This window comes from Nocardia sp. NPDC020380, from assembly GCF_044386975.1.
Taxonomy (GTDB): domain Bacteria; phylum Actinomycetota; class Actinomycetes; order Mycobacteriales; family Mycobacteriaceae; genus Nocardia.
This window is the reverse complement of record NZ_JBIRVQ010000008.1, coordinates 283,530-296,200: the sequence shown is the minus strand read 5'-3', so window position 1 is coordinate 296,200 and position 12,671 is coordinate 283,530. Positions and strand designations below refer to the sequence as shown.

Genomic DNA, 12,671 nt, shown 5'->3' with positions numbered 1-12,671 from the left:
TCCACGGTTATGGGACATGGCGTGGAAGGCCGGGATCGCCCGGTCAAGCAGCTGGACGCGGAGGCCGCTGCCCATGTCGCGAACACGCTGCAGGCCCTCGCCACCCCCAGCCGGCTGCTCATCCTGACCCAGCTGCGGCAGGGCCCGCTGCCCGTCACCGAGCTCGCCACGGCCGTCGGCATGGAACAGTCCGCGGTCTCACATCAGTTGCGGCTCTTGCGAAATCTCGGCTTGGTGGTCGGCGCCCGCACCGGCCGCAGCATCGTCTACAGCCTCTACGACAATCACGTCGCCCAGCTGCTCGACGAGGCCATCTATCACAGCGAGCATCTCCGCCTCGGACTCTCGGACCGGCCGGGCGCCGCAGGCTGAACCGATCATTGGGCGGTCACCCGGGTTGTGTGTCACGGTGGACGACGTGTTCGGCGATCACATAGCGAAGATGAGGTGGCGGCCCGGGTCCGGGCGACTGGTGACGATCATGGCCGTCTGCTTCGGCATGACGGTGGTGATCACCCGGCTGTACCTGATGGCCTCCGGGTATCCCAAGATCGGCGGCAGCACCTATCACATCGCGCACGCCCTCTTCGGCGGTCTGCTGCTGGTGATCTCGTGCCTGATCATGTTCCTGTTCGCCAGTCGCGGGACCATCACCACCGCGGCCGTGCTGTCCGGCGTCGGGCTCGGCCTGTTCATCGACGAGGTCGGGAAGTTCATCACCACCAACAACAACTACTTCTTCCCGCTCGCCGCGCCCATCATCTACCTGGCCTTCCTGCTGATCGTGCTGGTCGCCCGCTGGGCCGCGCATTCCCGCCCGCGCCCGCCGGCGCTGATCCTCGCCGACGTCACCGAGGAGGTCGGGCTCAGCGTCGGCAAGCCGATCCGCGTGGACCAGCGCAACGAACTGCTCAACCGCCTCGACAATCTGGACCGCAGCGGCTTCAGCCCCGACAGGGTGCAGCTGTACGACGCCCTCGAGTCGTACCTGCGCACCACCCACGAGGACACCCTCCCCTCCCGCCTGACCCGCCTCCGCGCGGTCGCCGACCGGGTCCTCGACGACCTGCTGCCGCGGCGCGCGCTGGCCGGCGTGCTCATCACCGTGCTGATCTTCCACGCCCTCTGGACCCTGCTGCGGCTCGTACTCGCCATCGTCGCGTTCACCGGCCGCAGGTCACCGTGGCCGGTCCTGAATCACTTCCTCGACCACTATCAGCATCACGGCGATAAAGCCTTGGTGGGCTTGGCCATCGCCGCCGGCGCCGAGGTACTGGTCGGGCTGGGCTGCGCGATCGGTGCGGGCGCCTGGCTGCGCGGACACGTCGAAATCGGTGTGCGGCTCGGAATCTGGTCCAGCATCCTGTCGCTGACCGTGGTGAATGTGCTGGCGAGTTATTTCAGCCAGTTCCTGACCGTGTTCACTGCCATAGCCGAAGCGCTACTGCTTTGGCTCCTCATCCGGTACCGCACGCGATACTGTTCGGTGTGAGCGCATTTCGGCACAGCCCTCCGGTGGCCAAGTCGGGTGGGCGTGTTCCGCGCAATGCGGAACTGCTGCTCTGCGTCGGGGCCCTGTTCCTGACGGGTTTCGCCTTTCTGGCGATGGGCGCGGCCACCGGCACCGGTTTCGACGGCAATATCACCCTGACACTGAGCGTATTCACGGCATTCGTGCTGGTCACCCACGTCGCGGTGCGACGCTGGGCGCCCGCGGCGGATCCGGTGATGCTGCCCTGCGTGGTCCTCCTGAACGGCCTGGGGCTGGTACTCATCGATCGGCTCGATCGCGCCGAGGCCGCCACCGCGGCCAATGCCGGCGCCGCCGCACCGTCCTCCGACGCCGCCCATCAGCTGGTGTGGACCGGGCTCGGCATGGCGTTGTTCATCGGCATGCTGATCCTGGTCTCCGATCACACGCGGCCCGCGCGCTACGGCTACACGTGTGGCCTCGCCGGTCTGGTCGCCCTGATGGTCCCGGCCCTGCTGCCCTCCCGATTCAGTGAGGTCAACGGCGGTAAGAGCTGGATCCGCATCAGCGGCTTCTCGATTCAGCCGGGCGAATTCGCCAAGGTGCTGCTCATCATCTTCGTGGCCGCCTTCCTGGTGGCGAACCGCGAACTGTTCACCAGCGCGGGCAAACGCTTTCTCGGCACAACCTTTCCGCGTTTACGCGACCTGGCACCGCTGCTGCTGGTCACCTTCGTCTCGGTGCTAGTGCTCGTCTACGAGAAGAACCTGGGCTTCTCGCTGCTGGTCTTCGGCACCGTGCTGGCCATGATGTACATCGCCACCGGACGCGTGAGCTGGCTGTTCATCGGGCTCGCCATGTTCGCGGTGGGCTCGATCATCGCCTACGAACTGTTCGGGCACGTGCGGGTGCGCGTCGAGGTGTGGCGGGATCCGTTCGCCACCTATTACACGACCGGATATCAGATCTCGCAGGGCCTGTTCGGTATGGGCACCGGCGGTCTGCTGGGCACCGGCATCGGCGGCGGGCGACCGCAGGACGTGCCGTTCGCCAAGACCGACTTCATCATCTCCACCATCGGCGAGGAACTCGGCCTGTTCGGCCTGGCCGCCGTGCTGGCGCTGTTCGCGATTCTCACCATCCGCGGCTTCAGCGCCGCGCTGACCACCCGGGACGCCTTCGGCAAGCTGCTCGGCGGCGGGCTGGCGTTCTCGATCGGCTGGCAGCTGTTCGTGGTGGTCGGCGGTGTCACGAAACTCATTCCGCTGACCGGTCTCACCACGCCGTTCATGTCGTACGGCGGCTCGTCGCTGCTGGCCAACTATGTGATCGTGGCGCTGCTGATCCGCATTTCGCACGATGCCCGCTCGGCCCCGGCCGCCCCGCCACGGCCCGCGCCGCCGCTGGCCGAGGCCATGACCGAGCACGTCTCGCGCCGCCTGCTACCGCGCCGGGGGAAGTGAATCGGGCGCTGCGGCTACCGGTTTCGGGGTTCAGCGCTGCGGTCGCCGCACGAACTCGGTGAGCGCGATGCGGAGCGTGTCCACGCGGCCGCCCGCGGCGACCTCCAGCAGGGCTACCTCGGCGACCAGCCGCACCCATAGTCGCGCGCTCTCGCGCGGCTGGGTCGCGGCCAGCTGCTCGAAGTCGGCCACGCAGAGTTCGGCGGTCTGCTCCGAACGCTGTTGCGCGGCGGCCACCACGCCGGGTTCGGCGCGCGCCTCGGCCAGCAGCGCGCGCACGCCCCGATCCCGCAGGCACACATCCAGATAGACGGCCGAGCCTTCGATCAAGCGGTCCGTGCCCGGCGGCAGGGCGCCGATGGCCTCGGTGATCTCCTGTTCCAGCCGGTCGTGGAAGCTCGCGTGCAGGGCGACGAGATAGTCCGCGCGCGTGGGGAAATGGTGGAAGAAGGTGCCCTTCGACACTCCCGCCTCCGCCACCACCACGTTCGCGCTGAGCTTCTGCAATGGGGTGTCCTCGGCCAGCCGGAAACCGGCGGCGATGAGCGCTTCCCGGGTCCGTGCGGCCGCCGCGGCGCGCTGGGTGCCGCGGACCGGTGATGCCGGCATCGAAACTCCTTCCCACGATTGTGGATTCGATGTATCGTTTCATTGACCGACCGGATGGTCAATGAAATCATGGTCCTTGCAATCATGAAGGGAACCGCAATGGACGGTTCGATAGCAACCCGCGGCGGCCGAGTCTCCTACCGGGACACCGGAACCGGACGGCCCATCCTGCTGCTGCACGCCAACCTGCACGACAGCCACGACTTCGACCCGCTCATCGGGCCACTGGCCGAACAGCATCGGGTCATCGCGATCGACTGGCCCGGACACGGCAACTCCGAGACACCCCGCGCCGATTCGGGCGCACCGGCCGAGGTCACCGCGCCCCTGCTCGCCGATACCCTCGAGGACATCGTCGACGGCCTCGACCTGGAACCCGCTGTGCTGATCGGCAATTCGGTGGGCGGCTTCGCCGCCACCCGGCTCGCGCTGAACCGGCCGGACCGGGTCGCGGGACTGGTCCTGGTGAACACCGGCGGTTTCGCACCGCTCAACCCGATCACCCGGGGCGTCTTCCGCCTGATGGGCAATCCGGCGATCAGCCGCCGCGTGCTGCCGGCGCTGGTCCGCGGCTACATGCAGCCGCGGAATGCCCACGACCGCGCCATTTCCGACCGCGTGAGCGCCCGCGCCCGGACCGCCGAGGGCACCGCCGTCGCCACCGCGCTGTGGCGCAGCTTCACCACCCCGGCCGCGGATCTGAACCCCCGCGCGGCCGAACTGCGCACGCCGACCCTCATCGTCTGGGGCAGCCGGGACATCGTGGCCGCCCTCCCCTACGGCCATCTGGTCCGCAAGCGGCTGCCGCACGCCGTCTTCCGCACCCTGCCCACCGGACATGTCGTGTTCGCCAGTGAGCCCGAGAAATTCCTGGACCTGGTGACACCGTTCGTCGCGTCGACTTCGGTGCCCGCGCCGGGGAACGAGAGCAAGCTGTAGGGGTGACTGCAACCTCGAACGCGCGTATCGCACTGACCGATGTCCGAGTCTTCGACGGCGAGAAGCTGACCGCACCCACCACGGTCGTCATCGACGGCTCGGTCATCGGCGCCGATGCGACCGGCGCGACCATTGTCGACGGCCGGGGCGCGACCCTGCTGCCCGGATTCATCGATGCGCACTTCCATCTGAACGACGCGGACACCCCGCGGCAGCTGGCGGCATACGGCGTCACCACCGGGCTCGATATGGCCGCCGCGCCCGATCTCGCGCGCGCGAGCCGGAATGCCCGGGGCGCCACCGATATCCGCAGCGCCGGCAATCCGGTGATCGGCGGCGGCGGACTGCACGCGCAGGTCCTCGACGCCTCCACCGTCATCCACGGCCCCGAGCAGGCCGAAGCCGCGGTGGCGCAGCGCATCGCCGACGGCTCGGACTATCTCAAGCTGGTGCTGGAGGCGCCGGGCGAGGGCGGCCCGGACGCAGCGAGCGCGAAAGCCGTTGTGGCCGCGGCACATGCACAGAACCTGCTGGTCATCGCGCACGCGGCAGCCCCCGGCGCGTACGCCATGGCGCTCGACGCGGGCGTGGACATCATCACCCACATCCCGCTCGGCGCGGTCCTGACGAAGCACGATGTCGAGCGCCTGGCCGCCGAGGCCCGAATCGTGGTGCCCACCTTGACGATGATGGAGGGCATCGCGGAGGCCAGGGGTATCGGCGAGGCGTTCGCGGCCGCACTGGAGAGCACCGGCGCCCTGCACACGGCGGGCGTTCCCGTCCTGGCCGGCACGGATGCCAATGCGACGCCGGGCATTCCGTTCTGCCCGGCCTACGGCGCCAGCCTGCATCACGAGCTGGAACTCCTGGTCAAGGCCGGTCTCTCGCCCGTCGCCGCCCTCAATGCCGCCACCATCCTGCCCGCCGAGTACTTCGGCCTGACCGATCGCGGCGCCATCGCGCCCGGCCTGCGCGCGGATCTCGTTCTGGTGGAGGGTGATCCGACCAGCGATATCACCGCAACCCGCGCGATCCGTACCGTCTGGTGCGCGGGAGTCGAGCAGCCGCTCCCGGCGAGCTGATCAACTATTTGCATCATCAGTGCAATTTGTTACGGTGGCGATATGGCAAAGCTGACCCCACGGGTCGCCACCTGGCAGCGATCGGGCACCTATGAGCAGGTGGGAGGTCATCGGATCTTCGTGCGCGAGCGCGCGGGCGATCCGGATCTCCCGCCGGTGCTCCTGCTGCACGGCTACCCGTCCAGCTCCTACGACTGGCGGGATTCCTTCGACCTGCTCGACGGCCACCGCCTGCTCACCTTCGACTTCCTCGGCTACGGCCTGTCCGACAAGCCACGCGAGGTGCAGTACTCGCTGCGGATACAGGCCGACATCGCCGAGGAACTGGCGCGACGGTACGCGAGCGAGCCGGTGGTCATGGTGTCGCACGATATGGGCAGTTCCGTCGCGACCGAGATCCTCGCCCGCGATCTCGACGGAACCTTGTCCTTCACCCTGCGATCGGCACTGTTGTTCAACGCCAGCATGGTTCGCGAACAGGCCAGCCTGCTGCTCGGCCAGAAACTGCTGCTGAGCCGCGTCGGCCCGATCCTCACCCGGCTGACCGGCGAAGCCGCCTACCGCCGCACCTTCGGCGGAATCTTCTCCGCCGCACACCCGCTCAGCGCCGACGAGGCCGCGGACCAGTGGTCGCTACTCGCCTGCAACGACGGCCACCGCATGCTGGACAAGCTCATCTACTACAACCACGAGCGCGTCACCCCGCCGACCTCCGACCGCTGGCACCACGCATTGCGCGACTGGCCGGGCCGGCTCGAATTGGGCTGGGCCGGAGACGATCCCATCTGCACCGAGGCCGTGCTGCAAGCGGTACTGAAACTGCGCCCCCGGGCCGAGCTGACCCGCCTGCCCGGCCTGGGCCACTATCCGCAGATCGAAGAACCCAAACGCGTCTACGAGGTCATTCAGCGGCACGCAGCGCAATCAACCGGTTCAGATACGGCCGGAGGGTGAGGCAGAGGGCGAGCCAGCAGCCACCGAAGAGGAATCCGGCCAGGACATCGCTGGACCAGTGCACGCCGAGGTAGAGCCGGGAGACGCCGACCGCCAGCACGAAGCAGGCGGCGAGCGTGATCACGGCCACGCGAAAGACGAGGCGTAGCAAGGGCAGTATCAGAGCGACCAGCACACCGGCCAGCACGGTCGAGCCGAGCGCATGTCCCGAGGGATACGACTGATTGGTCTCGACCACCAGATGGTCGATCACCGGCGGCCGATCCCGCCCGACCAGCTGTTTGCCCACCACGATCAGCGCCCCCGCACCACCCATGGTCACCGTGAGCAGGGCCGCGGCCTCCCAGCGCCGCCGCCAGGCCAGCACCGCGATCAGCACCACCGCCACAATGCCGACCGTGGTGGTGTCGCCCATGGCGCTGATCGTCTCGGCCACAGTCGTCCACGCCGGCGTGCGGTGGTCGATGAACCAGTGCAGCCACGAGGCGTCCGGTCCGACCGGACCGCCGTGCCACACCACCACGGCGGTGAGCACGATGACGGCCGCGGCGAGGACCAGCGTTGTCAGGACGCCGGGTACGGAGAGCTCCGGAGATCGCGGCTGCCGCTCGCTCGTGGCTTTTTCCTGTTCGTCGGGGAGAGTGGACACCATGCTCCGACCCTGACACAACCACGCTGAGAGAACGTTGAGAAGCCCGCCCGGCCCGCGATCACCCGGACCGGTTACGGCATGCTGGACCGGTGCGAGTGCTGGTGGTCGAGGACGAGGAACGGCTGGCCCACACCCTGCGGCGGGGCCTCGAGCTGGAGGGATTCGTGGTCCAGCTCGCGCACACGGGCGCGGACGGACTGTGGCGGGCGCTCGAGGAGACCTTCGATGTGATCGTGCTCGACATCATGCTGCCGGAGCTGAGCGGCTACGAGGTGCTGCGCCGCCTACGCGCCCGCGACGTGACCACGCCGGTGCTCATGCTCACCGCCAAGGACGGCGATTACGAGCAGGCCGACGCCCTGGATCTGGGCGCCGACGACTACCTCACCAAGCCCTTCTCGTTCGTGGTGCTCATCGCCCGGCTGCGCGCCCTGCTGCGCCGCCGGGCCGCGCCGCAGCAGCCGGCCCTGCTCAGCGCCGGCGATCTGGTGCTGGATCCGGCCCGCCGCACGGTGCACCGCGGCGCCACCGCGCTCACCCTGACCCCGCGCGAATTCGGCCTGCTCGAATTCCTGTTGCGGCACCGGGGCCTGGCCCTGACCAAGGTCGAGATCCTGCGGAATGTGTGGGACGCGCACTACGACGGCCCGGAGAACGTGGTCGAGGTGTACGTCGGCTATCTGCGCAAGAAGATCGATACGCCGTTCGGCCGCAACAGCATCGAGACGCTACGGGGCGTCGGCTATCGGCTGATCGATGCCGCCGGGACCGGTGACGGGCAGGTCGAGAACGAAACGCGCTCCACCCAAGGGTGATTCGGCGACCGTCACCGAACCGCCGTGCGCCCCGGCAATTTCCGCGACAATGGCCAGCCCGAGTCCGGAACCGCCGGTGGCGCGGGCCCGGTCGGCCTCCAGGCGCACGAAGCGCCCGAACACCCGCTCCCGATCGGCCACCGGAATGCCCGGGCCGTCGTCGTCGACCGTGACCCGGGCGCGGGATCCGTTCCCGGACGACGTGATCGCGACCGTCGTGCGGGCGTGCGCGGCGGCATTGTCGACGATATTGCGCAGTGCGCGCGCCAGGGTGACGCTGTCACCGACGACCCGCGCCGGATGGATGTCGGTGCGCACGGTGCGGTCACCGCGCGCCCGCAGCGCACCGGCCGCGGCTCCGGCCAGATCGTCGAGATCCACGTCGCCGGTGCGTAATTCGAGCCCGTTCTCGTCGGCCTTGGCGAGGGTGAGCAGGTCTTCGATGAGCTGCCGCATGCGCTCGGCCTCCGGCAGCAGGGTGCCGTCGATGAGTTCCGCGTCCAGGGTCTCGGGCCGGTCGCGGGCCAGTTCCAGGGCGGCGGTGACGGCGGTCAGCGGGGAGCGCAGTTCGTGCGAGGCGTCGCCGACGAACCGGCGTTGCGCCGCGTGCCCGGCCTCGATGCGGGCGAGCATATCGTTCATGGTCTCGGCCAGCCGGGCGATCTCGTCGCGGGCCACCGGCACCGGCACCCGTTCGGAGAGCCGGGCCGCGCTGATCCCGGCCACCCGGCTGCGGATCTCCTCGACCGAACGCAGCGACCGCCCGACCAGCAGATATGTCGCCAGCGCCGCCGCGACGGCCACGATCGGCCCGCCCACGGCGACCAGCGCCGCGGCGCGCGTCACCGCGTGTTCGGAGGATTCGCTGTCGGCCGCCACCAGCACCAGGTACCGGCCCTGCGCGGTGGCGACGATGCGTGCGGACACCCGCAGGTCCTCGTCATAACCGTTGCGTGCCCGCCCCGCATCGATCGAGCCGGTCACGGTGTCCGGAATCAGCAGCGGCACATCGGGTTCCGGGCCGGAGGAGCGCACGATCCGCCCCTCGGGGTCGAGCACCTGAACCACGGTGACCTGTCCCGCGGGCGTCAGCAGCGCGGCCGGGACGGCCGCGGCCGTACTGCGGCTCAGTTCGCTGGCGATGGCATCGGCCCGGGTGGCGGCGGCGGTGTCGACCTCACGCAGCAGTGATCGATGCAGCAGTAGCAACATGGCCGCCGCCGCGACGAGTAGTACCGCCCCCACGGTCAGTGCGGCGACGATCGCGGATCGTATCCGCAGCCCCCAGTAGGAAGGACCCCAATGCGAAAGACGCAGCCCCCACCGCGAGAGCCGCATCCACGCCAGGAATCGATTCACGCCCTCATCATGGGCCAATCCCCCGGCGGTGCCCCCGTCGGGCTGTCAGACCCGCAGGTGACGTCCGACCAGCCACGCTGCCAGCACGATCAGCAGCGGGATTAGCATCATCACCGGAACGGTCGCTTGTCCGGCCCAGGGATGGACCACGTCGAACACGCCGTCACCGACCCGATGCGCCAGCGCGCGTACGACTTCAATCCGGTCGCGTTTCTCAGGATCCTGCGCTATAGCCAAAACCACGAAAGGAAAATACCCTCTCCAGCTGTGAATCATGTATCAACCACGTGAACGGCTCGGGCGACGCACCCGGCGGCACGACGCGCCGTCCAGCAGCGCGGCCACCGGACCTGCGTATCCACCCGCGATCAGCTCGACCGTGGCGCGGAACTTCGCGACGAAACGTTCGGCGGTGTCGCGGGTGAAACGCGCGGTCGGGTACAGGAAAGGCCCGTCGATCCCGGTGGGTGCGCCGGTGTGGTCGTAGTGCTCGGCGAGGCTGAACTCCAGATCGTGTTTGGCCCGGATGACACCGGTAGGAATCGCGGTGATCGCAAGACCGGACACGCCGGTGTCGGCGGCGGGTACGGCGTCGTCGCGCTGCAGGATCAGGGTGGCCTGAAACAGCGGATGACCGGGATCCTGTGGGAGGCAGCGCTGCAGGCGCGGATTCGAGGTGTCGGGGTTGGCGAAGGCCGCCAGCGCGACGCGGCGCACCTGTTCGAGCAGATCGGCCATATCGCCGGCGCGGTCCAGGCGGATGCGCATGAGCACATCGTCGGCCAGATTGCCGACCAGATCGGCCAGCAGCGGATCGTCACGACCCGAGACCGCGGTCGCCACGGTCACGTCGGCCGCGGCGGCGAAGGTAGCCACGCTGATGGCGAAGGCGGCCTGCAGCACCATGAACGGGCTCGCACCCGCCTGCCGGGCCCGCACGAGCAGTCCGCGGTGCACGGCGGCGTCGAAACGCACGGGGATGCTGTCGCCGGTGGCATCGACGTAGTGCCCCGGGGAACGACCGGACGATGCTGGGTCGCAAGGGAATTCGAGCGGGGTGGGCCGTCCGACCAGATTATTGGCCCAGTACCGCAATTGGGTGCTGGCCCGGCTGCACGGATCGTCGTAGGCGCCCAGAAACTCGTGTTTCCACAGCGTGTAGTCGATGTAGTCGACCGGCAGCGGGGCGAAGGCGGGCGCCTGCCGCTGGGCGCGGGCCAGGTAGGCGGTCATGAGATCGCGCATGAACGGCCGGATGGATTGACCGTCCAGCGAGATGTGGTGGACGACCAGGGCCAGCACCACGTCCCGGGTGCCGAGTCGGTAGACGCGGGCGCGCAGCGGCAGATCGGTGGCGAGATCGAAGGCGCGGCCGCTGAATTCGGCGATGCGCTCGCCGAGTTCGCCCGCGAAGCTGTCCACCACGCGCACGTCGGCGCGCGCGAAATCGGCGTCCACGACCACCTGGATGGGCCCGTCGGGGGTGGCCGGATAGCAAGTGCGCAGTGGCGCGTGCCGCCGTACCACATCGTCGATGGCGGCCGTGAGCGCCGCAATGTTCACCACCGTGCCGCGAATTCGAAACGCGCGAGCAACATTCCAGTCAGCGGAGTAGCCGCCGGCCGCCGCATGCCACACGCGCTCCTGGGCGGGCGCGAGGGGTATACGGGGTCGCCTGGACATGCGCCGCAAAGGTGCCGGCTCGGTGACTATCTGCAGGAAATCCGTCTGGTCAGCGGGCTTTCGCCGCTCGATCGGAGCGGTCCAGGCGGCAATGGGCACGACCATGGCGCGTCCTTTCAGCTGCCACCCGACACCACGCCGCCCCAATGGATCCGGCAGCGCTGCGGACGACGATCGCGCACACCGTAGCAACGGGTTGGCAATTCCGCGACCGGAGAAAGGAGAGCGGAGTCACTCCCGCGAGGGGTTCGGTCAAGCCCCGGAAAGTCCGGGCAGCCGGGCAATTCGGGAAAGGACAGTTCAGGCCCCGGATTGCCGCCCCGGTAATCGCCGGGGCAGCAACCGGATCCATGCCGCTGGCGCACTGTGGCCACCGTCCACGAGCGGCGCGTGGAGACGGTCTGCGAGCGAGCGGGCGCGGGTTCAGCTCGTCAGCGCAGCGTGACCGTGGTCGGCAAGCTTGCGAAGCCGCGGTTGTTGGAGGAGTGGATCCGCTTGGCCGCCGCCGCGTCGACCTCGAAATCGGCCACGGCCCCGGCGATTTCCTGCAGCGCGACCCGCAGTTCCAGCAGCGCCAGGTTCGAGCCCAGGCAGTGATGCCGCCCGCTGCCGAAGACCAGCGAGGCCGAGGTGTCCCGGTCCAGGTCGAAGCTCTCGGGATTCGCGAACACCTCCGGATCGCGATTGGCCGAGCCGGTGAGCAGCAGCATGCGCGCCCCGGCCGGAATCGTGGTGCCGTGCAGTTCGAGCTCGCCGGTGGTGGTGCGCAGCGCGGACTGGGTGGACGGATCCCAGCGCATGGCCTCGGCGATCCAGTCGTCGATGCGCCCGCCGAGGGCCTGCCGGCGCGCGTCCGGGTGCTGCGCGGCGGCGTTCCAGGCATTGCCGAAGGTCAGCATGGCGGTCTCGATGCCGGCGCCGACCAGCAGGATGAGCACGCCGACGATCTCCTCGGGGGTGAGGCGGTCGTCGCCGTCGGCCGCGCCGAGCAGTCCGGAGAGCAGATCCTCCTGCGGGCTCTGCGCGCGGGCGATGGTGAGTTCGGTGTAGTAGCCGACCAGGGCGCCGATGGCCTGCATGGCCTCGGGCCGCAGATCGGTGGATTCCTCCTCGGTGTACATGATCTCCATGCCGAGTTTGCGGATCATCTCGCGGTCGCTCTCGGGCACGCCGACCAGTTCGGAGATCACATCGGTCGGGAAGGGCCCGGCGAACTCGGCCATGAGATCGAAGCTGCCACGCGCCAGCAGTGGCTCCAGCAGCCCGCGGGCAATATCGCGCAGCCGGGGCTCCAGCCCCTGCACCCGATGGGCGGTGAAGGCGCGGGTGACGAGTCCCCGCAGGCGGGTGTGCTTGGGCGGGTCCATGGCCACGAAGGAGAAGAAACGCTCGGCCTGCGGGCCCCAGAACGCCGGTTCCATGCGCAACCCGTTTACGCTGGAGAAACGGTCGGAATCGCGGAGCGCGGCGAGCACGTCGGCGTGTCGCGAGAGCGCCCAGAAGTCGTCGGTGTCGTTCCGGTAGACCGGGGCCTCATCGCGCAGCCTGGCATAGTAGGGATACGGATCGGCATGGACATCGAAATCGTATGGGCTATAGCGCAACTGCATGACACGCCTTCCGGGACGATGCGAGCAGTCGCGG

13 protein-coding genes are annotated in these 12,671 nt (G+C 68.9%); 7 read left to right on the top strand and 6 right to left on the bottom strand.

What is annotated here, in order from left to right:
• The first annotated feature begins 9 nt into the window (after positions 1-9).
• The 3 genes from ACH438_RS23845 (at position 10) to ACH438_RS23835 (ending at position 2,934) form a co-directional block, all read left to right on the top strand.
• Complete coding sequence (locus ACH438_RS23845) at positions 10-372, top strand: ArsR/SmtB family transcription factor (protein WP_397008737.1); 363 nt, start codon at positions 10-12, stop codon at positions 370-372.
• A gap of 70 nt (positions 373-442) precedes the next feature.
• Entirely contained in the window at positions 443-1,492 is a 1,050-nt protein-coding gene (locus tag ACH438_RS23840; RefSeq protein WP_397008735.1) for a hypothetical protein, read from the top strand.
• Positions 1,489-2,934 (top strand): FtsW/RodA/SpoVE family cell cycle protein, encoded by a 1,446-nt coding sequence (locus tag ACH438_RS23835; protein ID WP_397008733.1) that lies wholly within the window; start codon positions 1,489-1,491, stop codon positions 2,932-2,934. Before ACH438_RS23840 ends, ACH438_RS23835 begins: the two co-directional genes overlap by 4 nt.
• A gap of 30 nt (positions 2,935-2,964) precedes the next feature.
• Here the strand turns inward: ACH438_RS23835 and ACH438_RS23830 are convergent, their stop codons facing one another.
• Positions 2,965-3,543 (bottom strand): TetR/AcrR family transcriptional regulator, encoded by a 579-nt coding sequence (locus tag ACH438_RS23830; protein ID WP_397008731.1) that lies wholly within the window; start codon positions 3,541-3,543, stop codon positions 2,965-2,967.
• 84 nt (positions 3,544-3,627) lie between these two features.
• On the opposite strand from ACH438_RS23830, the gene ACH438_RS23825 reads away from it, so the two are divergent.
• From ACH438_RS23825 to ACH438_RS23815, 3 genes are read left to right on the top strand one after another with little or no spacing between them, the layout of a single operon-like run.
• On the top strand, positions 3,628-4,482 hold the full coding sequence (locus ACH438_RS23825; protein ID WP_397008729.1) for an alpha/beta fold hydrolase: 855 nt from the start codon (positions 3,628-3,630) through the stop codon (positions 4,480-4,482).
• A 2-nt stretch (positions 4,483-4,484) separates the two neighbouring features.
• Positions 4,485-5,564 (top strand): amidohydrolase family protein, encoded by a 1,080-nt coding sequence (locus ACH438_RS23820; protein ID WP_397008727.1) that lies wholly within the window; start codon positions 4,485-4,487, stop codon positions 5,562-5,564.
• Between the two features lie 42 nt (positions 5,565-5,606).
• Positions 5,607-6,518: an alpha/beta fold hydrolase gene (locus tag ACH438_RS23815; protein ID WP_397008725.1), complete on the top strand. Its 912-nt coding sequence runs from the start codon at positions 5,607-5,609 to the stop codon at positions 6,516-6,518.
• On the opposite strand, the gene ACH438_RS23810 is transcribed toward ACH438_RS23815, so the two are convergent.
• A complete protein-coding gene (locus tag ACH438_RS23810) occupies positions 6,466-7,170 on the bottom strand; it encodes a phosphatase PAP2 family protein (protein ID WP_397008723.1) in 705 nt (234 codons plus the stop codon). The genes ACH438_RS23815 and ACH438_RS23810 overlap by 53 nt on opposite strands.
• 89 nt (positions 7,171-7,259) lie before the next feature.
• On the opposite strand from ACH438_RS23810, the gene ACH438_RS23805 reads away from it, so the two are divergent.
• The gene (locus tag ACH438_RS23805; RefSeq protein ID WP_397008721.1) at positions 7,260-7,985 is read left to right on the top strand and encodes a response regulator transcription factor; all 726 of its coding nucleotides are present in this window, start codon (positions 7,260-7,262) and stop codon (positions 7,983-7,985) included.
• Here ACH438_RS23805 and ACH438_RS23800 read toward each other — a convergent pair.
• From ACH438_RS23800 to ACH438_RS23785, 4 genes are all read right to left on the bottom strand, one after another.
• On the bottom strand, positions 7,899-9,323 hold the full coding sequence (locus ACH438_RS23800; RefSeq protein WP_397009154.1) for a sensor histidine kinase: 1,425 nt from the start codon (positions 9,321-9,323) through the stop codon (positions 7,899-7,901). The genes ACH438_RS23805 and ACH438_RS23800 overlap by 87 nt on opposite strands.
• 66 nt (positions 9,324-9,389) lie before the next feature.
• The gene (locus ACH438_RS23795) at positions 9,390-9,620 is read right to left on the bottom strand and encodes a hypothetical protein (RefSeq protein WP_397008719.1); all 231 of its coding nucleotides are present in this window, start codon (positions 9,618-9,620) and stop codon (positions 9,390-9,392) included.
• A gap of 3 nt (positions 9,621-9,623) precedes the next feature.
• On the bottom strand, positions 9,624-11,132 hold the full coding sequence (locus ACH438_RS23790; RefSeq protein ID WP_397008717.1) for a condensation domain-containing protein: 1,509 nt from the start codon (positions 11,130-11,132) through the stop codon (positions 9,624-9,626).
• A 326-nt stretch (positions 11,133-11,458) separates the two neighbouring features.
• Positions 11,459-12,637 carry a cytochrome P450 gene (locus ACH438_RS23785; protein WP_397008715.1) on the bottom strand — a complete coding sequence of 393 codons (1,179 nt, stop codon included), beginning with the start codon at positions 12,635-12,637 and terminating at the stop codon, positions 11,459-11,461.
• Between the last annotated feature and the right edge of the window lie 34 nt (positions 12,638-12,671).